At 64.1% G+C, this 22762-nt stretch carries 20 protein-coding genes; 9 read left to right on the forward strand and 11 right to left on the reverse strand.

Features of this window, described 5'->3' with window-relative positions:
- Positions 1-78 precede the first annotated feature (78 nt).
- From ABIA96_RS12600 to pqqA, 7 genes are all read right to left on the reverse strand, one after another.
- A complete protein-coding gene (locus ABIA96_RS12600; RefSeq protein ID WP_354137369.1) occupies positions 79-756 on the reverse strand; it encodes a hypothetical protein in 678 nt (225 codons plus the stop codon).
- Between the two features lie 25 nt (positions 757-781).
- A complete protein-coding gene (gene pip / locus ABIA96_RS12605) occupies positions 782-1768 on the reverse strand; it encodes a prolyl aminopeptidase (protein WP_354137370.1) in 987 nt (328 codons plus the stop codon).
- Entirely contained in the window at positions 1758-2957 is a 1200-nt protein-coding gene (pqqE, locus tag ABIA96_RS12610; protein ID WP_354137371.1) for a pyrroloquinoline quinone biosynthesis protein PqqE, read from the reverse strand. The genes pip and pqqE overlap by 11 nt, the downstream gene beginning before the upstream one ends.
- On the reverse strand, positions 2954-3265 hold the full coding sequence (pqqD, locus tag ABIA96_RS12615; RefSeq protein WP_354137372.1) for a pyrroloquinoline quinone biosynthesis peptide chaperone PqqD: 312 nt from the start codon (positions 3263-3265) through the stop codon (positions 2954-2956). Before pqqD ends, pqqE begins: the two co-directional genes overlap by 4 nt.
- Positions 3266-3274: 9 nt before the next feature.
- Positions 3275-4054: a pyrroloquinoline-quinone synthase PqqC gene (pqqC, locus tag ABIA96_RS12620; RefSeq protein WP_354137373.1), complete on the reverse strand. Its 780-nt coding sequence runs from the start codon at positions 4052-4054 to the stop codon at positions 3275-3277.
- A complete protein-coding gene (gene pqqB, locus ABIA96_RS12625) occupies positions 4051-4980 on the reverse strand; it encodes a pyrroloquinoline quinone biosynthesis protein PqqB (RefSeq protein WP_354137374.1) in 930 nt (309 codons plus the stop codon). The genes pqqC and pqqB overlap by 4 nt, the downstream gene beginning before the upstream one ends.
- Before the next feature lie 118 nt (positions 4981-5098).
- Complete coding sequence (pqqA, locus tag ABIA96_RS12630; protein ID WP_007595659.1) at positions 5099-5179, reverse strand: pyrroloquinoline quinone precursor peptide PqqA; 81 nt, start codon at positions 5177-5179, stop codon at positions 5099-5101.
- Between the two features lie 250 nt (positions 5180-5429).
- Between pqqA and ABIA96_RS12635 the strand changes: the two genes are divergently transcribed.
- The 5 genes from ABIA96_RS12635 (at position 5430) to tarD (ending at position 9384) form a co-directional block, all read left to right on the forward strand.
- Positions 5430-5687: a DUF6894 family protein gene (locus ABIA96_RS12635; RefSeq protein WP_354137375.1), complete on the forward strand. Its 258-nt coding sequence runs from the start codon at positions 5430-5432 to the stop codon at positions 5685-5687.
- A gap of 223 nt (positions 5688-5910) precedes the next feature.
- Positions 5911-7311 (forward strand): amidase family protein, encoded by a 1401-nt coding sequence (locus ABIA96_RS12640; RefSeq protein WP_354137376.1) that lies wholly within the window; start codon positions 5911-5913, stop codon positions 7309-7311.
- A gap of 2 nt (positions 7312-7313) precedes the next feature.
- Positions 7314-7736 carry a glutathione peroxidase gene (locus ABIA96_RS12645; protein WP_354137377.1) on the forward strand — a complete coding sequence of 141 codons (423 nt, stop codon included), beginning with the start codon at positions 7314-7316 and terminating at the stop codon, positions 7734-7736.
- A gap of 50 nt (positions 7737-7786) precedes the next feature.
- Positions 7787-8044, forward strand: a complete 258-nt coding sequence (locus ABIA96_RS12650) for a DUF3297 family protein (RefSeq protein WP_354137378.1) — start codon at positions 7787-7789, stop codon at positions 8042-8044.
- A 170-nt stretch (positions 8045-8214) separates the two neighbouring features.
- Entirely contained in the window at positions 8215-9384 is a 1170-nt protein-coding gene (gene tarD / locus ABIA96_RS12655; RefSeq protein ID WP_354137379.1) for a D(-)-tartrate dehydratase, read from the forward strand.
- 326 nt (positions 9385-9710) lie between these two features.
- On the opposite strand, the gene ABIA96_RS12660 is transcribed toward tarD, so the two are convergent.
- Positions 9711-11060, reverse strand: a complete 1350-nt coding sequence (locus ABIA96_RS12660; RefSeq protein ID WP_354137380.1) for a malonyl-CoA decarboxylase — start codon at positions 11058-11060, stop codon at positions 9711-9713.
- 292 nt (positions 11061-11352) lie between these two features.
- Positions 11353-12177 carry an AraC family transcriptional regulator gene (locus ABIA96_RS12665; protein ID WP_502918812.1) on the reverse strand — a complete coding sequence of 275 codons (825 nt, stop codon included), beginning with the start codon at positions 12175-12177 and terminating at the stop codon, positions 11353-11355.
- 51 nt (positions 12178-12228) lie between these two features.
- On the opposite strand from ABIA96_RS12665, the gene ABIA96_RS12670 reads away from it, so the two are divergent.
- Both ABIA96_RS12670 and ABIA96_RS12675 read left to right on the forward strand, forming a co-directional pair.
- On the forward strand, positions 12229-13401 hold the full coding sequence (locus ABIA96_RS12670) for an MFS transporter (RefSeq protein ID WP_354137382.1): 1173 nt from the start codon (positions 12229-12231) through the stop codon (positions 13399-13401).
- Positions 13402-13790: 389 nt separating this feature from the next.
- Positions 13791-16058: a cation:proton antiporter domain-containing protein gene (locus ABIA96_RS12675; RefSeq protein WP_354137383.1), complete on the forward strand. Its 2268-nt coding sequence runs from the start codon at positions 13791-13793 to the stop codon at positions 16056-16058.
- Here ABIA96_RS12675 and ABIA96_RS12680 read toward each other — a convergent pair.
- Together ABIA96_RS12680 and ABIA96_RS12685 are read right to left on the reverse strand one after the other, a co-directional pair.
- On the reverse strand, positions 16055-19210 hold the full coding sequence (locus ABIA96_RS12680) for an efflux RND transporter permease subunit (RefSeq protein ID WP_354137384.1): 3156 nt from the start codon (positions 19208-19210) through the stop codon (positions 16055-16057). The genes ABIA96_RS12675 and ABIA96_RS12680 overlap by 4 nt on opposite strands.
- 11 nt (positions 19211-19221) lie before the next feature.
- On the reverse strand, positions 19222-20415 hold the full coding sequence (locus ABIA96_RS12685; protein ID WP_354137385.1) for an efflux RND transporter periplasmic adaptor subunit: 1194 nt from the start codon (positions 20413-20415) through the stop codon (positions 19222-19224).
- A gap of 234 nt (positions 20416-20649) precedes the next feature.
- Between ABIA96_RS12685 and ABIA96_RS12690 the strand changes: the two genes are divergently transcribed.
- A complete protein-coding gene (locus tag ABIA96_RS12690) occupies positions 20650-21441 on the forward strand; it encodes a transporter substrate-binding domain-containing protein (protein ID WP_354137386.1) in 792 nt (263 codons plus the stop codon).
- A 35-nt stretch (positions 21442-21476) separates the two neighbouring features.
- Positions 21477-22730 carry an alpha/beta hydrolase family protein gene (locus ABIA96_RS12695; RefSeq protein ID WP_354137387.1) on the forward strand — a complete coding sequence of 418 codons (1254 nt, stop codon included), beginning with the start codon at positions 21477-21479 and terminating at the stop codon, positions 22728-22730.
- Positions 22731-22762 lie beyond the last annotated feature (32 nt).

Here is a 22762-nt window from a genome sequence, read left to right on the forward strand (position 1 = left end):
GGGAGCTGCGCGCGCAGAGCATTAACGGCCGCGCGCAACCAATGCGGCGGTGCAATATGCTGCGTTGCGGATGGCGCGTTAGCTGTGCGCGATATCGCTTCGCGCGAGGTCCCACATCAGCGCATAGGTGCCGACGGAGACCGGTAGCGGGAACGGCGCGGCAGCGGGGCCGGTGAAGCGCTCGGCGATGACGGCCGAGACGGCGCCGACATGCGTGCCGTCGATCAGGACGAACCAGTCGCGCGCACCTTCGTTGCGAACGGCCGGAATATCGGCCGTTGCGCCGGATAATTCCGGCTCGCTTTCGAGCAGATGCATCGAGATGATGCCTTCGCGGTCTTGTGGCGCCAGCTTTTCTTGCAGTGCATCACGCCATGCGCCGGCGTTAGCGGCTGTGGGCCGCAGCCGCACGAGGCCGAGTGCCGCGCCGCGGCCGGTGCCCTTGCTGATGGTGATGCGCGCGACCACGCGCAGCATGTTCTTGAAATGCGCCATGGTCCGCCGCGACCATTCGGTCTGGTTGGCGAGCCGCGCCCGGTAGGCGGGACTGTCGAGCACGTCGAGCGTCGCGGTCGAATACAGCGAGAGATATTTGGGATTGGCGGCGTGCGCGACATAGCGCCGCGCTTCAAGAAAGCCATCGATTGCGACGCGCTCTTCCAGATGCTCGCGATCGTACCAGCGATTGAAATCGGCTTCATCGGCTGCGTCGATGTTCATCGACGTCAGCAGCATGCCTGTCCCGGCGAGCGGCATTGTCTTGTTGTCCTTGCTTCGCGTCTTAACGCGCGGCCTTTGACGCGAGGTCGGCGATCGACTTCATGACCGCGTCCCGCACGCCGGCATCATAGAGCGAATGTCCGGCTTCTTCCACGATCCGAATCTCGGAACCCGGCCAAAGTTTCGCTAGCCGCTCCGATGTCTCAGGAGGGCACAACAGGTCGTAGCGGCCCTGCACGATGATGCCGGGAATGCCGGCGAGCTGGGTCGCGTTTCGCAGCAACTGGTTCTCGGTCATGAAGCTGTCATTGACGAAATAATGCGCCTCCATGAACGGCGTCGCCGGCAGCGTGCGCCAGACATTCAGCGAGGCCAGGTCGATGCGTGTCTTGGCCGCCTTGTGTTCCGACAAGGCGCGCTCGGTGTCATGCCAGGCGCGGGAGGCCGGCCCATGCACGGCGGGATCGGCATCGAGGATGCGGCGATAATAGGCTTCCACCGGCTGCGCACGTTCCTCCGGCGGGAGCACGCTCAGGAAGTCCTCATGCAGAGCCGGATAGAATTGCGCCAGGCGCGAGGTGAAGGCCGTCGCGACCTCTGCCTGCGTGCCGAGAAACGTCGCACGGAGCGCGATGCCGGAGACGCGCTCGGGATGCGCCTGCGCATAAGCCAGCGCCAGCGTCGCGCCCCAGGAACCGCCGACCACCATCCAGCGGTCGAAGCCGAACTTTTCGCGGATCTTCTCCATGTCCGCGATCAGGTGCGCCGTCGTGTTGTGCTCGCGCGATCCCTTCGGCCGGCTGCGACCGCAACCGCGCTGGTCGAACAGCACGGCATGCATACGCTCGGGATCAAAAAGCCGGCGGTGATCCGGCTGGCATCCGCTGCCGGGGCCGCCATGCAGATAGATCGCAGGGATGCCGTCGGCGCGGCCGACGCTCTCGACATAGAGCTCGTGGCCGTCGCCGACGTCGAGCATGTCGGAGGTCAGCGGCGCAAAGGGATCGGCACGTCTGGCCGATGCGGCCGCGTCGGCGTCAGGCGTCATTCCCGGATTCCAGAGTGCCGCCGGCGAAGTTGCGATACAGGAAGCGATTGGTCTCGCCCTCGGCCTCGCGCTCGGCCTGCTTGAAGATGGTCTCGTGCAGCGGCGACAATGCGCAGGCGGGATCAGTGTTGGCGGCATCGCCCGTCAGCGCAAAGGCCTGGCAGCGGCAGCCGCCGAAATCGATCTCGCGGAATTCGCAGGTTTTGCACGGCTCCTTCATCCAGCCGGTGCCGCGATAGCGGTTGAAGGCGTCGGAGTTCTGCCAAATCCAGGCGATCGAATGGTTCGAGCGCACCGACTCGAAATCGAGCCCGGTGATGCTCTCGGCGGCGTGGCAGGGCAGCACCTTGCCGGCCGGCGAGATGTTGAAGAACTGGCGGCCCCAGCCCCCCATACATTTCTTCGGCCGCAGCGCGTAATAATCCGGCACGACGTAGTCGATCGCCAGCGTGCCCTTGTGCCGCTCGCGCGCCTCCTCGACGATACGCGTGCACTCATCGAGCTGCGCGACCGTCGGCATCAGCGCGGCGCGGTTCTTCAGCGCCCAACCGTAATACTGGACGTTGGCGACCTCCAGGCGGTCGGCGTCGAGATCAATCGACATCTGGATGATGTCGGGGAGCTGGTGCAGGTTCTGCCGGTGCATCACCGCGTTCACGGTGAGCGGCAGATCAAGCTCGCGCGTCCATTTCGCGACTTCGAGCTTCTTGCGGTGCCCGCCCTTGTAGCCGGCGACGCGATCGGCGAGGCCTTCTTCGATGCCCTGGAACGAGATCTGCACATGGCAGAGGCCAGCATCGGCAAGATCGCTCAACCGGTCACGCGTGAGCAGCACGGCCGAGGTGATCAGATTGGTGTAGAGGCCGACGTCGCTGGCGTGCTTGACCAGCTCGACGAGGTCCTTCCGCGCCGTCGGCTCACCGCCGGAGAAATGCACCTGGAGCACGCCGATCTCGGCGAGCTCGCTCAGCACCTTCTTCCACTCATCGGTGGTCAGCTCCTTGCCGGAGCGGTCGAGCTCGACCGGGTTGGAACAGTACGGGCACTGCAGCGGGCAGCGGTGGGTGATCTCGAGCAGCACGGCAAGCGGAATGCCAAACGTCTCCGCCGTCGAGCGGCCCTTCTCCAGCACCGCGAGGCTGTCGCTGGCGTCGGGCGGGATGGCGGGATGGCCGAGCACATCGCTCATGGCGTCTTCTCCCGGGCCTCGGTCAGAAAGCCCTTGTCGGCGAGATCCTGCAGCATGACGATGACGTCGGCCAGGATCGCCTCGCGCGGTGCGGCGTATTTCGCCGCCAGTTGATCGGACAATTCGCCGACGTTGCGCTGACCGTCGCAGAGTTGCAAGACCTCGACGGCGATTTCGTCCGGCGCCAGCACGCGTTCGGGCGCCAGGATCACCCAGACTTTTCGCGTCTCGTCGTATTTCAGCTTGGCATGCCGCGGCAGCACGGGGCGGCTTGCCTCGCTGACGCTGATGTTACGCGGCCCGGCCATACTGTTCCTCTAACTCGCTTTGGGGACGAACGCGCCCGGCGGAATGTTGCCCTCGACATAGGCGTGCTGGAGCGCGTCGAGCTGCACCCACAACACGTTGGTCTTGAAGATCAGCGCGTTGCAGACCTGCGCGCGCTGCTCCGGCGTCGTCGCATGCGCCTTGACATAGTCGAGCGCAAACCCGGCATCGCGCGGCGCCTGTGCCAGCCTGCGCTTGAAGTAGCTCATGATGTCAGGATTGACGAAGTCGTAGTGCTCCAGCATGCCGGAGATGCGTTCCTCGTGCAGGTTCGGCGCAAACAGCTCGGTCAGCGAGGAGGCGATCGCCTCCAGCGGGCTTTTCTCGCGGCAATAGTGGACATAGGCTTCCACCGCGAAGCGCGTCGCCGGCAAGATGCCTTCGGTCGATTCCACATAGGCCGTATCGAGCCCGAGGCCGTCGGTCAGCTTCAGCCAGCGCTCGATGCCGCCCTCGCTGCCGACATCGCCGTCATGGTCCTCGATGCGGTGGCGCCATTCCAGCCGCGTGGCGCGGTCGCGGAAGCGCGAGATCACCACCGCGTCCTTGATCGGGATCGTGCTCTGGTAATAGTAGCGGTTCAGCGCCCAGGCCTGCACCTGGCCTTTGTTGAGCTTGCCGCCATGCAAGAGCTTATGGAACGGATGCAGGCTGTGATAGCGCGTCGCGCCGATATGGCGCAGCGTCGCCTCCAGCTCCTCGGCAGAGTTGAGCCTGATGTCCTTGCCAACAGAGAGCGCAGTCATTCCAGTCATGGACGCGGCATTCACAGCGCGATCTCCGTTCCGTCGGCGGGTATCTGCCAGCCCGCGGCCTCTGCGGCCTTGCGTTCAGGCGAGCCGGGCAGCAGCGCCGGGTTCGAGTTATTGATATGCAGAAACATCTTCCTGTCGATCGTGAGATCGGCCAGCCTCGTGATCGCGCCGTCGTCGCCGGACATCGCAACATGCCCCATGCTCTTGCCGGTTTTGTGGCCGAGCCCGGCCCTGATCATCTCGTCGTCCCGCCAGACCGTGCCGTCGAAGAACACCAAAGCGGCGCCGTCGATCTCGGCCTTCAGCGCATCGGTGATCTCGGCGCACGCGGCGATGAAATAGAAACACTTGCCGGTCGACTTGTCCGTGACCTTCAGCCCCAGCGTATCGCCGTCGCCGCTCGCGCCGCCGGGATGCGCCTTGCCTTCGAGATACCAGGCCGATTTACCCGGCACCGCAAAGGCCAGCACCTCGAGGCCTGAGCGTGCCCCGTCGGTCAGCCGTGGCTCAAACGGCTCACTGATCCCGATCGGCTGGCGTCGCACAGTCTTCTCGTTCAGCACGTTGAAGATGCTGTTGGCGCTGAGGATCGCCAGCACCTTCTCATGCGCATAGACCGTGAAGGGTGAGCCCTCGCGCATCGACAGCAGACCCGCGACCGCATCGACTTCACTGTTGGTCAGGATCACGCCGGCGACCGGCGTATGACGCAGCGCGCCTGCCTTGGGATGCAGCTGCGGCGTCGCATTCAATTGCTGGCGGAGATCAGGGGAGGCGTTGATCAGGAACCAGTGCTCGCCGTCGCCGCTGAAGGCAACCGAGGCCTGGGTTCGATGAAGCTCATGGCCATTGGCACGGGCCGCCCGGCAGCCCTCGCAACCGCAATTCCATTGCGGGACTCCGCCGCCAGCCCCGGCGCCCAGGACGACGACGCGAAGCATGATCCGTCTCCTGGAGGCAACGTCGCGAGGTGGATCTCAGGCCGACACAGTTTCCATCACCCGGAAACCGATCGTGACCGAAAGACCCACCTGCGCAGAACGCATACTCACCAACCGCTTACTTGCGGGTGGCGCTCACATACATGTTGATTTCCATGCCGCAGGGCACTTCGACGATCTTGGGGGCTTTCCAGGCCATTTTGGCTCTCCATTTTCACGAATTCGGGACGTATCCGCACAAGGGTTAAAGTAATGCGGGCAGAAAAGTTCGCCAGTGAAATTTTCCCGAGAATGGCATGTTGCGCTGCGAAAGATGCGACGGGAACGCCACTTTCGCGCGACGCAGCCTTGCGCTTGGCGCATTCGGTCGCGAACCCTGTCCTGATAAAGCAGTTGTGAGTGGGGTGCTGCTTTCAATCCGATAGAGGCGGCTTTAGCTGGATCTCGTGATGCCCAAATACTTCTTCAACACCCGTATCGGCGATGAACTGATCGTGGACCCCGAGGGCGAGGATCTGCGCAACCCCGATCGTGCCTGGGAGGTCGCCCGCCAGATGATCCTGGAGGTGCTGAAATCCGAGGGGACCCAGCCGGCCCTGCTCGAAGCGGTTATCGAGGTGACGGACGTCGGCGGTGACATCGTGCTGGAGTTTCCGTTCAGCGAGGCCCTGCTGGACATACCGGACAAGTCCGCGACGAGGCATTAGCGGGGCCCAGCTCTCTCCCCGTCATTGCGAGTCTCTCCCCGTCATTGCGAGCGAAGCGAAGCAATCCAGAATCTCTCCGAGGAGGCAGTCTGGATTGATTCGTCGCAAGGGCTCCTCGCAATGACGGAGAATCCGGCGCCAAACCCGCTCTTCCTCCCTGCGAAATCCGCATGGCTTTGCCGCGTTCCCGGCGCTAAAAGACGCCGGTCACACGGAGCAAGTCATGCAAGATCTCTGGCGCCTGTCGGCCGCCGACCTCGCTACCCTCGTCAAGGCCAAAAAAGTGTCCGCCCGGGAGGCGGCCAAGGCCGGCCTCGACCGCCTGGATGCCGTCAATCCCAAGCTCAACGCCGTGATCGACCACCGGCCCGAGGACGTGCTCAAGCAGGCTGACGCCGTCGATGCCGCTATTGCCCGCGGGGAAGACCCCGGCGTGCTCGCTGGCGTGCCCGTCACCATCAAGGCCAATGTCGACCAGGAAGGCTTTGCTACCACCAACGGCCTCAAGCTCCAGCGCGATTTGATCGCGCGGGAGGACAATCCGGTGGTCGCCAATTTCCGCAAGGCCGGCGCGGTTCTGCTCGGGCGCACCAATTGCCCGGCCTTCTCTTATCGCTGGTTCACCACCAATCTCGTTCATGGCGACACCAAGAATCCCCGCGATGCCTCGCTGACCCCGGGCGGCTCGTCCGGCGGCGCCGGATCGGCGGTCGCGGCCGGCATCGGCCACATCGCCCATGGGACCGATATCGCCGGCTCGATCCGCTATCCCGCCTATGCCTGCGGTGTACATGGCCTGCGCCCGACCTTGGGTCGCATCCCCGCTTTCAATCCGGCACTGCCGGAGCGCCCGATCGGCCCGCAGATCATGGCGGTGTCGGGACCCCTGGCGCGCACGGTCAATGATTTACGGATTTCGCTCGCGGCCATGTCGGCCCGCGATGTCCGCGACCCCTGGTTCGTGCCGGCGCCGCTGGAAGGCCCTGCGAAGCCGAAGCGCGCCGCGCTCTGCCTCAATCCGGACGGCCTTGCCACCACGCCGGAGGTGAAAGCGGCCGTGACCGACGCCGGCAAGCGGCTCGAGCGTGCCGGCTGGACGGTCGAGACGATCGAGAACACCCCGCCGATGCGTGAAGCGGTTGATTGGCAGATCAAGCTTTGGCTCGGCGAGGCCTACGAGGCGCAGCTGGAAATGGCCGAGCGCGAGGGCGACCCCGGTGCGCTCGCCTGCCTGCGCGGTAACCGCAGCAGGGTCACGCCGATGGACCAGGCGGACTACGCGAAGGCACTGACCCGCCGCGCCACGCTGACCCGCGACTGGATGCTGTTCTTCGAGAAATATGCCGTGTTGCTGACGCCGGTCTCCGGCGAGTTGCCGTTCCCCGATCATCTCGATCGCAAGGACGCGGAATCCTTCAAGCGCGTCTGGGAAGCGCAATTGCCGCAGATCGCCATCCCCTTCATGGGACTGCCGGGCCTTGCGGTCTCCACCGGCCTCGTCGGCAAGGCACCCGTCGGCGTGCACATCGTCTCCGGCCGCTATCGCGAGGATCTGTGTCTTCTCGCAGGCGAAGCGATCGAGGCGGGCGGCGTGCCGCCGTCGCCGATCGACCCCGTGGGTTAGCGATGTCGGCGATCTACGACTTCAAGGCCAATTCGCTTCTCGGCGACGAGGTGCCGATGCGCCACTTCGAGGGCCAGGTGCTGTTGATCGTCAACACCGCGAGCAAATGCGGCTTCACGCCGCAATATCGCGGGCTGGAGGATCTGCATCGCGATCTCTCGCCGCGCGGCTTCTCGGTGCTCGGCTTTCCCTGCAACCAGTTCGGCGCACAGGAGCCGGGGCAGGCAGCCGAGATCCAGGCCTTCTGCTCCACCAACTACGACGTCACCTTTCCCCTGTTCGAGAAGGTCGACGTCAACGGCGCCCACGCGCATCCCTTGTATGAGTACCTGAAACGCCAGCAATCCGGTCTGTTGGGCGCCTCCATCAAATGGAATTTCACCAAATTCCTGGTGGACCGTGCCGGCCAGGTGATCGTGCGCTAAGCCCCGACCGCGCGGCCGGAAGGACTGCGGCAGAAGATCGAGACCCTGTTATGAGCGAGACAATCATGAGCGACGAATTTCCCGACCGCCTGTCGGTCAACCCGAACAGCCCCTATTACAACGCGGACATCCTGTCGCGCGACGTCGGTATCCGCTTCAAGGGTGTCGAGAAGACCAACGTCGAGGAGTACTGCATCAGCGAAGGCTGGGTCCGCGTCGCCGCCGGCAGTGCCAAGGACCGCTACGGCAACCAGCTGACCATCAAGGTTCACGGCCCGGTGGAGCCGTATTTCAGGGACAAGAAGTAAGCGCTGCGCGCACGCACACTCTCTCCTCGTCATTGCGAGGAGCGCACTCTCTCTTCCCGTCATTGCGAGCGAAGCGAAGCAATCCAGAATCTTTCCGCGGGTAGCAGTCTGGATTGCTTCGTCGCTCCGCTTCTCGCAATGACGACAATAACCACCGAAGGCCAAACCCCATGTCCGTCCGCATTGTCGACGTCCGCGAGATCACCAAGCCGATCTCATCGCCGATCCGCAACGCCTATATCGACTTCACCAGGATGACGACGAGCCTCGTTGCCGTCGTCACTGACGTCGTGCGCGACGGTAAGCGTGTTATCGGCTACGGCTTCAATTCCAACGGCCGCTACGGGCAGGGCGGCCTGATCCGCGAGCGTTTCGCCTCGCGCATCACCGAAGCCGATCCGAAGTCGCTGTTGAATGCGGTCGGCGATAATCTCGACCCCGACAAGGTCTGGGGTGCGATGATGACCAATGAGAAGCCGGGCGGTCACGGCGAGCGCTCGGTCGCGGTCGGCACCATCGACATGGCGGTGTGGGACGCGGTCGCGAAGATCGCAGGCAAGCCGCTGTTTCGTTTGCTCGCCGAGCGTCATGGCGTCAAAGCCAATCCGCGCGTCTTCGTTTACGCCGCCGGCGGCTACTACTATCCCGGCAAGGACCTCTCGATGCTGCGCGGCGAGATGCGCGGCTATCTCGATCGCGGCTACAACGTCGTGAAAATGAAGATCGGCGGCGCGTCGATCGAAGACGACCGCACCCGCATCGAGGCGGTGCTGAAGGAGATCGGCAAGGACGCGCAGCTCGCCGTCGACGCCAACGGCCGCTTCAATCTCGAAACCGGAATCGCCTACGCAAAAATGCTGCGCGACTATCCGCTGTTCTGGTACGAGGAGGTCGGCGATCCCCTCGACTACGCGCTGCAGGCAGCCCTCGCCGAGTTCTATCCGGGCCCGATGGCGACAGGCGAAAACCTGTTCAGCCACCAGGACGCCCGCAATCTCATCCGCTACGGCGGCATGCGCCCAGACCGCGATTGGCTGCAATTCGACTGCGCGCTGTCCTATGGCCTGTGCGAATATCAGCGCACGCTCGACGTGCTGAAGACCTGCGGCTGGTCCCCCAGCCGCTGCATCCCGCACGGCGGCCACCAGATGTCGCTCAACATCGCCGCCGGCCTCGGCCTTGGCGGCAACGAAAGCTACCCCGACCTGTTCCAGCCCTACGGCGGCTTCCCCGATGGTATCCGCGTCGAGAACGGCCACATCACCATGCCCGACCTGCCGGGCATCGGTTTTGAAGGCAAGTCCGATCTCTACAAGGAGATGAAGGCGCTGGCGGAGTAGGCTCCGCTGGTGCAACCCACTCCGTCATTGCGAGCGGCTTGTCCGCCATAGCTCGAAGAGCGACGGCGGAAGCGAAGCAATCCAGAATCTTTCCGCGGCGGCAGCCTGGATTGCTTCGTCGCAAGTGCTCCTCGCAATGACGGTGAGAGAGCCGGGGTCGTCCACGGAGCTCGGTCCGGGGTGGATAGTGGCGGGGATAGCGCGAGACGCCGCCACATACTCCGTCATTGCGAGCGCAGCGAAGCAATCCAGAATCTTTCAGTGGCGGCAGTCTGGATTGCTTCGTCGCAAGAGCTCCTCGCAATGACGACGTGGCGCGAGTTGGGCTACGACAGCCGCATATCCAGCAACCGCCGCCCTTCGCCCTTCAGGAGCTTCTTCACCGCGCTGGACGCCACGACCTCGCCGTCATTGGCGTAGGCTTCGTGGTTCTTCTCGATGTCATCGAGGCGGTAGAGGTAGTTCACCATCACGCCGGCCGACTCGCGCAGGCCTTTGGGCGAGAGGTCGCCGAGCCAGTTGATGCGCTCCAGCCGTGCGCCGTTGCCGAGATGGAAGCGGGCGACGGAGTCGATCAGGCGGCCTTTCGGCGTGCGCGCCTTCAGGAGGTAGTGCGCGGCGAGCGGCTCGATCACGCCGCGCAGCTGCGTTGTCGTCTCGGGATTCTCATACCATTTGGGATCGTCGAGGCGCTTCAGGATCTCGCGGTCCTCGTCCGACAGCGGCAGGTCCTTGTCCTGCTTCACCCACGGCATGAAGCCCGGCACCGGCGACAGCGTCACGAAATAGTCGAGCTTCGGCGTCTCGCGACGCAGCTCTTCGACCACCTGCTTGATCAGGAAGCTGCCGAAGGAAATGCCACCAAGGCCGCGCTGGGTGTTGGAGATCGAATAGAACACGGCGGTCCGCGCCTTCTCGATCGGAAGGTATTGGCGATCGACCGTAAGCAGCGGCGCGATCGCGCCGGGGATCGTCTCGGTCAGCGCCACCTCGACGAAGATCAGGGGCTCGTCGACCATCGCGGGATGGAAGAAGGCGTAGCAACGGCGGTCGACCGGATCGATGCGGCGGCGCAGATCGTCCCAGTCGCTGATCTCGTGCACGGCTTCATAGCGAATGATCTTTTCGAGGATGTTGGCCGGGGTCGACCAGTCAATCCGGCGCAGCACGAGAAACCCCCTGTTGAACCACGAAGCGAGAAGATGCGAGACGTCGCGGTCGAGCGCGGCGAGGTCGGTGTGTCCGTTCACCATGCCGAGCAGATCGGCGCGCATGGCGACGAGATCGCCGGTGCCGCCCGGCGCGCGGTTGAGACGGCGGATCAATTCCTGTCGCCGCGGCTCCGAGGCGAAATGCAGCGAGCTCGCGTCCTCGTCGGCCGGCTTCGCGCGCCATTTCTCGATCGCCTGTGCCAGCCGTTCCCGGTCCGGGCCGAAATCGCGCACCAGTCCTTCGAAGAAGGCGCGGCGTCCTGCCGCATCCAACTCCCGGTAGATGTCGAGCACTTCGCGCGCCATGGCGGTGCCGGAGGCTTCGCCCCGGCCCGACAGCAGCGCGCCGCAGAGCTCGATCAGCCCGTCGGCGTCCCGTGCGGTATCCGCTGAATCGCGGCGCAACAGCGTGCGGCCGCGTTCTGAAATTGTGGCAAGCAGGTCGGAGAAGAAGGCATTGGCCATCTGGGCTTTTCGAATCCGGGTTTGTGCAATGCGGAAGCTTACACGGGATTTAAGCGGAAGCCGATCACAATCAAGCAGGGGATTTGGGCAACTTTGGTTGGGCTGTGCATTCTAAGAATGCCGCCATGCCCGGCAGCGGCATTTTTGGCGAACGAGGCGCCTGCCCCATACGCCGTCATTGCGAGCGCAGCGAAGCAATCCAGAGTCTCGCCGCGGACGGACTCTGGATTGCTTCGTCGCATCAGCGCAAAATTGCTACGCAATTTTGTCGCGAGCTCCTCGCAATGACGGGCTACACCTTCCCCGCAAATTCCGTCGGCGTCCGCCCGGTCACCTGGCGGAACGCGGCCGAGAACGCTGGCACGCTGGCGTAGCCGAGTTGCGTCGCGAGCTGTTTTACCGACACGCTTGCATCCGTCGACAGTCGCTGGATCGCCGCCGCAATCCTGGCGCGCTGGCACCAGCTCTTGAAGCTCAGCTGTGTCTCGGTCGAGAACAGCCGCGACAGCGTGCGCGCGGAGGTTCCGACCTCGCGCGCCAGCGTGTCGATGTCGTGCAGGCCGGTGGGATCATCGAGCACGATCATCGCGGCGCGCCGGCAGCGCGGCTCGTGCGGCAGCGGCACGAAGGTCGCGGAATCCTCGGCCTGCTGCAATTCCAGCATCACCAGGCGGACCAGCAACTCGGTGCGCTCCTCGGTGTTGCGCGCGTCGAACAGCGCGAGGATCGCCTGATTGAGCAGCGGCGACACCCGCACCACGAATTCCCTGGTCAATCCCTCATAGCGCTTCTCGCGCTTCAGCCAGGGCAGGTCGAAATACAGCGTGCGCATCTCGATGTCGGCGAGCAGGTCGATCGCATGCTCGAGCCCGGCCGGGACCCAGACCGCGCGGTCGGGCGGCACCAGCCAGCGCCCCCCGGGCGTGTTCACCTGCATGGTGCCCTTGGCCGCATAAATCAGCTGCGCCTCGCGGTGCATGTGCGGATCAATCCGCATGCCCTTGGGATAGTCGCGCGCAACCAGATGCACGCCCGAGGGCGAGCGATGGTTGCTCCGGACCTCCCGGAGGATTGGCGTTTGCAAAATTGGCGTTTCCAAGACAGTCATTGGCAGCATCCCGTCATGGGTCCGACATATAACTCATTTCGGAGCAGGAGAGGATTCCGAATGAACAGCCCCAGCCGGGTCATCAGTTTCGTCAACGCAGGCCATTTCATCGATCATTATGCGATGCTGATCTTCGCCGCTGCCGTGATCATCATGGGGCCGGCGCTCGGCATGGCCTATTCGGAACTGCTTCCCTACGCGACCCCCGGTTTCATCGCCTTCGGCGCCGGCTCGCTGCTCACCGGCTGGCTCGGCGACCGCTGGAGCCGCCGCCACATGATGCTGATCTTCTTCGTCGGCATCGGCCTTTCCATGATCTCGGTGGGCTTCGTGCAGACGCCGGTGCAACTTGGCGCGGCGCTGTTTGTGATCGGCGTTTTCGCCTCGATCTATCACCCCGTCGGCACCGCGATGATCGTGTCCTATGCCGACAGGCTCGGCCGCGAGATGGGCATCAACGGCGTCTGGGGCAATCTCGGCGTCGCCTCGTCCGCGCTGGTCACGGGCGTGATCGGGCAGTATTTCGGCTGGCGCTTTGCCTTCATCGTCCCCGGCATCGTCACCATCCTGATCGGCATCGCCTTTGCGATGATGGTCGTGCATGAGGATCGCAAGGGCTCGAAGCAGGCGGCCGCGCAAGCGCGGGTCGCCAAGCAGGACATGTGGCGCGTGGTGCTGTCGTTGCTGATCGTCGTGGTTGCGATCTCGACGACGTTCAACGCCGTCACCGTCGCGCTGCCAAAACTGTTTGCGGAGCGCCTCGCGGACCTCACCAAAAGCCCGGCGCTGCTCGGCGTGATCGCGGCCTGCGTTTATGTGTTCGGCGCCATGACGCAGTACACGATCGGCCGGCTGCTCGACCGCTATTCGCTGAAGACGGTGGCCGTGCCGCTGTCCTTCATGCTGGCGCCGTTCCTGTATCTGGCCGCGAGCCTGAGCAATTTGCCGCTGATCTTGGTGTCGATCGGCATCGTCATGGGCGCGTTCGGACAGGTCACGGTCAACGACGCCATGGTCGGCAAATACACCAGCGAGGAATGGCGCTCGCGCGCCTATGCGGTGCGCTATTTCATCGGCTTCACCGCGGCTGGCGCCTCGGTCGGCCTGGTCGCGTGGCTCTACGAGCAGGGCGGCTTCGTCACCATGCTGCACGCGTTTGCCGCGCTCTGCCTGCTGGCGATCGCGGCCGCGATCATCCTGCCGCGGGAGATCCGGATGCCGGCGGCGGTTTGAGGCGGGAGCTCTCTCCACTCGTCATTGCGAGCGCAGCGAAGCAATCCAGACTGCCTCCGCGGAGGGACTCTGGATTGCTTCGCTGCGCTCGCAATGACGTGAGGCTCGCAATGACGGGGGATGAGGCGGCGCCTTGCTCCACCCTCTCAACCGTCACGCACACCACCCACGATGCCATTATGCCGGTGTTTTGCCCGACGGAGCAAGAGATTTCGGCAAGACCGAAATTTTCAAGCCTTTTCGATCCCATCTCTACTGTGCATGGGGTTGTTTTCGATTTTCGCCCGTCGACCCGGCCGTAAGAGAGGCGGGAACCCGCGCGACCTCCTGCAAGTTCTATCCCCGTGGCCTCGGCATTTGCCGGGGCAGTCACGGGGGAAGACACCTGCATGCAGTGGAGCCTGCTCCGACCGGTCGGCCTTGTCCCCGCGGCGCTTGTCCTCACCACCATTGCGGCCAGCGCCGAGGGCGGAAAGTCCACCGGTCCGTCCGAATTCCTGCTGGTGGCGCAAATCGTGCTGTTGATTGCCGTTGGCCGCGGCCTCGGCGAGATCATGCAGCGCATCGGCCAGCCCTCGGTGATCGGCGAGTTGCTCGCCGGCATCGTTTTGGGACCATCGCTGTTCGGCTGGATCTGGCCGGATGCACAGCACGCGATCTTCCCGAAGACACCCGAGCAGAAGGCGATGATCGACGGCATCGCGCAGTTCGGCATTCTGCTGCTGCTCCTGCTCACCGGCATGGAGACCGACCTCAAGCTGGTGAAGAAGGTCGGCAAGGCCGCAATCTCGATCTCGATCGCCGGCATTCTGGTGCCCTTCGCCTGCGGCTTCGCGCTTGGCGAATTTCTGCCGGATGCGCTCTTGCCGAAGCCGGAGCAGCGGCTGGTGGCCTCGCTGTTCATGGGCACGGCGCTGTCGATCTCCTCGGTGAAGATCGTCGCGGTGGTCGTGCGCGAGATGAACTTCATGCGCCGCAATGTCGGCCAGATCATCGTCGCGACGGCCGTGATCGACGATACCATCGGCTGGATCATCATCGCCGTTATCTTCAGCCTGGCGTCGCAGGGCACGCTGGATATTGCCTCGGTGGCGAAGGCGGTGCTGGGCACGCTCGCTTTCCTCGCCATCAGCTTCACCATCGGCCGGCGGCTGGTGTTTCAGCTCATTCGCTGGGCCAACGACAACCTCGTCAGCACGGCGGCGGTCATCACGGTGATCCTGCTGCTGATGTGCGCGATGGCGATGATCACGCACCTGATCGGCGTCCACACCGTGCTCGGCGCCTTCGTCGCCGGCATCCTGGTCGGCGAGTCCCCGATCCTGACGCGGCAGATCGACGAGCGCCTGCGCGGGCTGATCTCGAGCTTCTTCATGCCGGTGTTCTTCGGCCTTGCCGGCCTTAGCGCCGACCTCTCGGTGCTGCGCGATCCCAATCTCCTGCTGCTCACCGGCCTGCTGGTCGTGATCGCCAGCGTCGGCAAGTTCGGCGGCGCCTTCGTCGGCGGCACATTGGGCGGGCTGAGCAGGCGGGAGTCGCTGGCGCTCGCGAGCGGGATGAATGCCCGCGGTTCGACCGAGGTGATCATTGCCACCATCGGCCTCTCGATCGGCGTGCTCAGCCAGAACCTGTTCACGATGATCGTGACCATGGCGATCGTGACCACGATGGCGATGCCCCCGATGCTGCGCGCCGCACTGGCGAAGCTGCCGATGAACAAGGAAGAGAAGGAGCGTCTGGAACGGGAGGAATTCGAGAAGCGCGGCTTTGTCGCCAATCTCGAACGTCCCTTGCTGGCAGTCGACGAGAGCGTCAACGCGACCTTTGCTTCGCACATCATGGGCCTGCTCGCCGGCATGCGCGGCCTGCCGATCACCGTGCTGCATATCGGCAAACATGCCAAGGAGCAGGAGAAGGGCCGCGACGAGCAAGAGAGCCACGAGGCGGTGGTGAAGAAGGCCGCCGAAACCGTCTCCGCCAATGGCGGTGACGATGCCGGCAGCGTCGATGTCGTCACCCGTGCCAGGCGCGCGGAACTCGGCGAGACGATTGCAGACGAAGCGCGCAAGGGGTTCGATCTCCTCGTCATCGGCGTCGACAAGGTCGCCGCGACCAAGGACCGCTTCGACCGCAGGATCGAGGACATTGCCGCAAAGTTCGACGGACCGCTCGCGATCGTCGTGGCCAAGGGCAAGCATCTGAAGCAGCCGATGCCGGATGCGCTCAACATCCTCGTTCCCGTCTCCGGCAGCGGCGTCTCCAAGCGCGGCGCCGAGGTCGCGGTCGCGCTGACGCAGGCGGGATCGGGTTCGCTGCGCGTGATCTATGTGGCGACGACGCGGGACAAGGGTGCGCAGCGCGGTGCGTCGCGCGGGCTAAGCCAGGAGGCCGGCATCCTGAAAGATGCCAGCGATCTCGCCGCCCGCTACGACGTCGACATCACCACCACGCTGCGCGTCAACCGGGCGCCGGAGCTAGCGATCCTGCGCGAGATCGACACCACGGATGTCGATCTCGTGGTCATGGGTGTCGACCGCATCCAGGCCGATCATCTTTCCTTCGGCGGCGTCGCCGACGCTGTGCTCAGGCAGTCGAAAGCGTCGGTCCTTCTGGTGTCGAACGGCGAGGCGCGGCAGGTATCGGCCGAGCAAGCCTAGGGCTTCACTTCAGCGGCCGGCTGCGCCTTTGGCGCCTTCCTCGACCCGAGCCAGTTCTCGAACCGCTGCACCACCACGAAGAAGGCCGGCACGAACAACACCGCGAGGCAGGTCGAGGCCAGCATGCCGGAGAACACGGTGATGCCGATCGACTTGCGCGCGCTGGCGCCGGCGCCGGTCGCGATCACCAGCGGCACCACGCCGAGGATGAAGGCGAACGAGGTCATCAGGATCGGGCGGAACCGAGCGCGCGCCGCCTCGATCGCGCTGTCCAGCACGGGCTTGCCGTCGCGGCCGTGCAGTTCGAGCCCGACCTCGACGATCAGGATGGCGTTCTTGGCCGACAGCGCGATCAGCAGGATCAGGCCGATCTGGCAATAGAGGTTGTTGTCGATCTTCAGCGCGTTGAGGATCAGCATTGGCCCAATCAGCGATAGGGGCACCGCGAGGATCACCGAGATCGGCGCGTACCAGCTCTCGTACTGACCGGCCAGCACCATGTAGACCAGTAGCATCGCGAGCCCGAACACCCAGTAGATCTGATTGGAGACCGCCTTCTCCTGGTACGACATCGCGGTCCATTCAAAGCCTGTACCCGGCGGCAACGTCTTGTCGCCGATCTCTTCCATCAGCTTCAGCGACTGCCCGGACGAATAGCCTTCCGCCGGCAGGCCGACGATGGTTGAGGAGGGATAGAGATTGTAGAGGCTGATCAGCGACGGTCCGGTCACCGGCGTGATCGTGGCGACGGTGCCGATCGGGACCATGTCGCCGTTCTGGTTGCGCACCTGCATGTTGGCGATGTCGCGCTCGGTGACGCGGAATGCCGGGTCGGCTTGCGTGTAGACCTGGAACACGCGGCCGAACTTGTTGAACTGGTTGACGTAAGACGAGCCGAGATAGGTCGACAGTGCCGAGAACACCGCGTCCGTCGTCACGTGCAGCGTCTGAGTCTTGATGCGGTCTATCTCGACGTTGAATTGCGGCACCGAAGAGCGGAACGAGGACGAGACGCGCTGCAGCGCGCTCTGGCTCTGGGCGTTGGAGACCATTGCGCCGGTGATGGCCTGCAGCTTGGCAAAGTCGCTATTGCCGTCGCGCAGCTCGACTTGCATCGAAAAGCCGGCGGCGTTGCCGATGCCTTGAATGGGTGGCGGCGGCAGCACCAGCGTGCGCGCCTCCATGATTCCAGCGACCTTGTCGTTCAGGCCATAAACCAGCGAGCGCAAATCTTCGCCTTTGCCGCGCGCCCCCCAATCCTTCAGGATGATGTAGGCGACGCCTGCATTGGCAAGGCTCGCGCTGTTGTCGAGCGCTGAAATGCCGGCGATGGTGATGACCTGCTGGACACCGGGCGTGTCCTTGATGATGTCGGCAGCCTTGTCGAGCACCTTCTGGGTCCGCTCCAGCGAGGCGCCGTCGGGTAGCTGCACCGCGGCGATCAGATAGCCCTGGTCTTCGATCGGCAGGAAGCCGGTCGGCACCCGCGAGAGGCCGTAGCCGCCGATCCCGATCAGCACCAATGCGAACACGACCGAGATCGTGCTGTTTCTGCAGAGCACGCCGATCAGCCGGATGTAACCACGCTCGACGCGGTCATAGACGGCGTTGAAGCCGCGGTAGAAGAAATTGCGTTGCTCCGGCGGCACCGTCGGCCGCAGCCAGAGTGCGCATTGCGTCGGCTTCAGCGTTGCCGCGTTGATGGCGGACAGCAGCGCGGTTGCCGCGATCACCAGTGCGAATTGCGAGTAGATGCGCCCGGTGAGGCCGGCGAGGAACGAGGCTGGCAGAAATACCGAGATCAGGACCAGCGTGATACCCACGATCGGCGCGAACAGCTGGTCCATCGCACTGATCGCGGCGTCGTGGCCGTTCATGCCTTTCTCGATATTGTGGGCCGCGCCTTCCACCACGACGATCGCGTCGTCGACGACGATGCCGATCGCCAGGACGATCGCAAACAGCGTCGACATGTTGATGGTGAATCCGAGCGCCGCCATCGCGGCGAAGGCCCCGATGATGGTGACCGGCACTGTGGTCGCCGGTACCAGCATCGCACGCCAGTCCTGCAGGAACACCAGAATCACGACCAACACCAGCAGGCCGGCCTCGATCAGGGTCATGTAGACCTCGTGCACCGAGGCGTTAACGAACTTCGTGGTGTCGAATGGCGTGTCGTATTTGATGCCTTCCGGAAAACGCTTGGCGAGCTCCGTCATCTTCTTCTCGACGGCCCGTTCGACTTCGAGCGCGTTGGCGCCGGGCGACTGGAACACGCCGATGCCGACCGAGGGCTGCTTGTTGAGCGAGAAGATCTGGCTGTAGGTCTGCGCACCCAACTCGACCCAGCCGACGTCGCGCACGCGGGTGACGTCGCCGCTGGTGCCGGTCTTGACGATAACGTTTTCGAACTGGCCGGTGTCTTCGAGCCGGCCGTTGACGTTGAGGGTGTACTGGAATGCCTGTCCCGGCGGTGTCGGCGGCGCGCCGACCTGGCCGGCCGAGACTTGCTGGCTCTGTTGCTGGATCGCCTGGATCACGTCCTGCGGCACCAATCCGCGCGCTTGCAGCTTGTTCGGATCGAGCCAGATCCGCATCGAATATTGGCCGGCGCCGAACACCGTGACGTTGCCGACGCCCGGCAGGCGGGACAGCTCGTCGCGCAGATTGATGGTGGCGTAGTTACTCAAATAGAGGCTGTCGAAGGTCTTGTCCGGCGAGGTGAGCGTCACGAACAGCAGGATCGAGGTCGATCGCTTCTGTACGGTGACGCCCTGGTTCTGCACCGACTGCGGCAGCTGCGAGAGCGCGCTGGAGACGCGGTTCTGCACCAGCACCTGCGCGAAGTTGAGATCGGTGCCGATCTTGAAGGTCACGGTCAGCGTATAGGTACCGTCGGAGCCGCTATAGGACTGCATGTAGAGCATGTCCTCGACGCCGTTGACCTGCTGCTCGATCGGCAGCGCCACAGTGTCGATCACGGTCTTGGCGCTGGCGCCGGGATAGCGCGTCGTCACCTGCACCGTCGGCGGCACCACATCAGGATATTGCGCGATCGCGAGGTTGAACAGCGCGACGCCGCCGATCAGGATCATCAGCAGCGCGATGACGTTCGAGAGGACCGGCCGCTCGATGAAGAATTTGGAGATCATGGCCGGCGCTCCTACTTGGCAGACGCCTGCGGTTGCTCGATCTTGGTCAATTGCGGGTCGATCTTCTGGCCCGGGATCACCCGCAGCAGCCCTGCGATGACGACGCGGTCGTCCGGCTTCAGGCCGCTTTCGATCACGCGCAGGCCGTTGTCGACGGCGCCGATCTGCACCTTGCGTTGCTCGATCACATTGTCCTTGTTGACCACCAGGAGATAGCGGCCGCCCTGGTCGCTGCCGAGCGCGGCGTCGGGGACGAGTAGGGCGTTCTTGTCCTGGTCGAACGGCACGCGGACCCGCACGAAATAGCCGGGCAGCAGCACCCGTTTGTCGTTGGGCACGAGGCCACGCACGGCGAGCGTGCCGGTCGATGAATTGAGGGTCGGCGCGACATAGTCGAGCTTTCCTTCGTGCGGATAGCCGGTCTCGGTCTGGAGCCCGACTTCGATCGGGAATTGCTTGAGGTCGGCAGCGGTCAGGCCGCGACGGGCAGCTTCGGCGCGGATGCGCAGCACGTCCTGCTCGTTGACGGTGAAGTTCACCCAGATCGGGTCCATCGCGACGATGGTCGCGAGCTGGGTTGGCGATGAGACGCCGACGAGCTCGCCGATCGAGACCATGTGCGCGCTCACGATGCCGTCGAACGGCGCGCTCACCTTGGTGTAGCCATAGTTGAGTTCGGCAAGCCTTGTGTTGGCCTGCGCCTGCTGGAGATTGGCCTGGGCGTTGTCGCGCGTCGATGTCGATGAGTCGAGGGTCGCCTGCGAGACCGCCTGGCGCTGAACCAGATCGACTTGCCGCTTGTAGTCGGCTTCAGCCTGTTTGAGAGAAGCCTGTGCCCCGGCCTCGGCCGCATGCGCCTGGTCGAGCTTGAGCTTGTAGATCTCCGGCTCGATCGTGAATAGCTGGGTGCCCTGCTTGACGAAGGTGCCGTCGGTGTAGTCGATCGATTGCAGAAAGCCCTGCACGCGGGCCACGAGATCGACGCTCTGGATCGGTGCGGTGTTGCCGGTGGCCTCGACATAGCGCGTCACCGGGCGCTGGATCGGCGTGGCGACATCGACCTTGGGGGGTGGTGGCGCCACGAAGGTGTTCTTGTCCTCGCAGCCTGCGAGCGTGACTGTGGCCGCGATCGCGACAGGTAGAAGGCCGATACGCCGCCATGATCCGTCGGCTCGTGCGGGAGAAGCGAGAGTCGCGCGCGTCATTCGGTGGCCCCCGATGGCTGTCTGTCGGTGCGGGAGGTTATCAACAAATGCCCGGCCGTGGAACCGCCATAGCCATGGTGGTCACAGGCCTTGCACCGCAAACGGACTTGAAGTTTGTCATGAGATGCCGCTTTTCAAGGAGCCGATGATCAGCCAGAATTGTAGGCCGCGCGGCGGGCGCGAGGCGGGCGGAATGAAGCAGACACAAAAGAAGAAACGCGAGGAGGCAATGACATGCCAACGCCATTCTGGTCGGCTTGCGCCGGCCTCGTTCTCGCCGCGGTGGTCGCCATGCCCGCGCTAGCCGATGGCCTGAAGGACGAGATCGCGCCAACCGGCAAGCTACGGGTCGCGATTGCGATCAGCCCGGCGGGCGGGGCGTTCTGGTCGACCAAGACCGAAGCCGGTTATGCCGGCGTCCCTGTCGATCTCGGCAAGGAGATGGCCGCGCAACTCGGCATTCCCGTCGAATATGTCGTGTACCAGAATTCCGGACAGATCACCGACGCGGCCGGCAAGGTCGACTGGGACGTCACCTGGTTGCCGAAAGATCCCGAACGCGAGACCAAGATGATGTTCGGCCCGATCTACGAGGTTGCGGACGCCACCTATATCGTCAAGGCGGGTTCGAGCGTCACCAATTTCGCCACGCTCGACCAGGTGGGCATCAAGGTCGCGGCGGTCAACGCCACCACCACGATGCGCGGCGCCGTTGCGCATCTGAAGAACGCGAAAGTCACGGGCTATCAGACCTACGACGAAATCTTTGGCCTTCTGAAGAGTGGCGAGATCGATGCCTTTGCGCTGTCGCGCGACCAGCTCAACAAGATGGCGCAGAAGCTTCCGGGGACAAAGGTGCTGGACGAGACGTTCAAGAAGACGGTGACGGCCATTGCGGTCCCGCTCGGCCACAGCCAAGCCTTGGCGTTCGTCACCAAGTTCATGAACGAGGCGGTGACGAACGGCACCTTGCGCAAGGCCTATGACGATAACGGCCTGAAGGACTCGCCGATCCGCACCGAATAGGTCTATCCGCCACATTGAATTTCGACTGGACGCACATGCTTGGAGGTCGGGTTGCAGCCGCGATGGTGTCGCTGATCCTGATGATGCAGAGCGCTCAGGCCCAACCGCTAACGGTCGATCCCGAGACCATCGTCCCGTTGCCGCCGCGGTTCGACATGGAGCCGCCGGCGTCCGACGTGCCGCCCGAGATCGCGCGCTTCGAGGGCGCGTGGATCGGGACCTGGCAAGATGACAGGCACGTCCTCGTGGTCGAGCACGTCAGGGCTGACGGGCATGCGGACCTCGTCTTCGCCCGGTCGGACTCGGCCTTCAACGGCATGAATCGCGAATGGTGGCGGGACCAGGCGACGGTCGTGGACGGCGTGCTGACGATGACGGGATTTCGCATCTTCCGTTATGCGTTCGACGGACCGGATCGGTTGTACATGACGGCCACGCTCAAGAATGGCGCCGTCACCTCCGGAGCGCTGGTACGCACCGATCCAGCGCGTCTTGCTGCAGGCGATCGTCCAAATGACTGGCCGTGGCCTGGCGAGCGCGTGCGGATTCCGCATCTCACGGTTCGCACGCCTGATGGCACACGGCCGATCACGCTCGATGGCACTTTCTATCCGCCGTCGGGGCCGGGGCCGGCACCGCTCGCGATCTTCACCCATGGATCCGACATCGGCCGGAATCAGCTCAGGTCCTGGTCGTTTTCGACTGAGGCGCACTGGCTGCGCGACAACGGATTTGCGGTGCTGGTGCTGATGCGCCGTGGGCGTGGCAACTCCGAGGGCATCAATGGCGAGGAGAATTTCGGACGCGATCACGACGGCGGCCTGATCGATGTCTCGGCCGGCGTTGCCGAGGGCGTCGAGGATCTCGAGTCCGCGATTGCCTATGGCCGCACGCGGCCTGGCGTCAAGCCGGGCAAGGTGCTGCTCGCCGGCCAGTCGCGTGGTGGCTTTCTCGCCATGCACTATGCCGGCCTCAAGCCTGGCGAGATCTTGGGCGTGGTGAACTTCTGCGGCGGCTGGTACCCGTACGGACCGGTGACCACGCCATATTACGCGAATGCAGGCCGCGACGCGGGCGCCAAAGTCAAGCAGCTCTGGCTCTATGCCGACAACGACCGTCTCTACAAGGAAGAACTGATCCGCGAATATCAGCAGGCGTTCGCCGCCGCCGGCGGCAACGCGCGCTTCGAGCTGCTGCACGGCGTTCCCGGCGACGGCCATTTGCTGCGGCTCTATCCCGAGCGATGGCGTGCAGTCGCCAACGAGTTTCTAGCCTCACTCGATCGATGAGTCTCAACGGTTCCGCGGTTCGGATGCTGCGG

Origin of the sequence: Bradyrhizobium sp. LB11.1 (assembly GCF_040549385.1) — a bacterium.
Lineage (GTDB): Bacteria > Pseudomonadota > Alphaproteobacteria > Rhizobiales > Xanthobacteraceae > Bradyrhizobium.

Bases quoted from the DNA above. Each gene is read 5' to 3' on its own strand.
- tarD (WP_354137379.1), top strand. From the start codon at position 8,215: ATGTCCGTCCGCATTGTCGACGTCCGCGAGATCACCAAGCCGATCTCA.
- pqqD (WP_354137372.1), bottom strand. From the start codon at position 3,265: ATGGCCGGGCCGCGTAACATCAGCGTCAGCGAGGCAAGCCGCCCCGTG.
- ABIA96_RS12680 (WP_354137384.1), bottom strand. From the start codon at position 19,210: ATGATCTCCAAATTCTTCATCGAGCGGCCGGTCCTCTCGAACGTCATC.
- ABIA96_RS12645 (WP_354137377.1), top strand. From the start codon at position 7,314: ATGTCGGCGATCTACGACTTCAAGGCCAATTCGCTTCTCGGCGACGAG.
- ABIA96_RS12685 (WP_354137385.1), bottom strand. From the start codon at position 20,415: ATGACGCGCGCGACTCTCGCTTCTCCCGCACGAGCCGACGGATCATGG.
- pqqE (WP_354137371.1), bottom strand. From the start codon at position 2,957: ATGAGCGATGTGCTCGGCCATCCCGCCATCCCGCCCGACGCCAGCGAC.
- pqqB (WP_354137374.1), bottom strand. From the start codon at position 4,980: ATGCTTCGCGTCGTCGTCCTGGGCGCCGGGGCTGGCGGCGGAGTCCCG.
- ABIA96_RS12690 (WP_354137386.1), top strand. From the start codon at position 20,650: ATGCCAACGCCATTCTGGTCGGCTTGCGCCGGCCTCGTTCTCGCCGCG.
- ABIA96_RS12695 (WP_354137387.1), top strand. From the start codon at position 21,477: ATGCTTGGAGGTCGGGTTGCAGCCGCGATGGTGTCGCTGATCCTGATG.
- ABIA96_RS12665 (WP_502918812.1), bottom strand. From the start codon at position 12,177: ATGCTGCCAATGACTGTCTTGGAAACGCCAATTTTGCAAACGCCAATC.
- pip (WP_354137370.1), bottom strand. From the start codon at position 1,768: ATGACGCCTGACGCCGACGCGGCCGCATCGGCCAGACGTGCCGATCCC.
- pqqA (WP_007595659.1), bottom strand. From the start codon at position 5,179: ATGGCCTGGAAAGCCCCCAAGATCGTCGAAGTGCCCTGCGGCATGGAA.
- ABIA96_RS12635 (WP_354137375.1), top strand. From the start codon at position 5,430: ATGCCCAAATACTTCTTCAACACCCGTATCGGCGATGAACTGATCGTG.
- ABIA96_RS12670 (WP_354137382.1), top strand. From the start codon at position 12,229: ATGAACAGCCCCAGCCGGGTCATCAGTTTCGTCAACGCAGGCCATTTC.
- ABIA96_RS12660 (WP_354137380.1), bottom strand. From the start codon at position 11,060: ATGGCCAATGCCTTCTTCTCCGACCTGCTTGCCACAATTTCAGAACGC.
- ABIA96_RS12640 (WP_354137376.1), top strand. From the start codon at position 5,911: ATGCAAGATCTCTGGCGCCTGTCGGCCGCCGACCTCGCTACCCTCGTC.
- ABIA96_RS12675 (WP_354137383.1), top strand. From the start codon at position 13,791: ATGCAGTGGAGCCTGCTCCGACCGGTCGGCCTTGTCCCCGCGGCGCTT.
- ABIA96_RS12650 (WP_354137378.1), top strand. From the start codon at position 7,787: ATGAGCGAGACAATCATGAGCGACGAATTTCCCGACCGCCTGTCGGTC.
- ABIA96_RS12600 (WP_354137369.1), bottom strand. From the start codon at position 756: ATGCCGCTCGCCGGGACAGGCATGCTGCTGACGTCGATGAACATCGAC.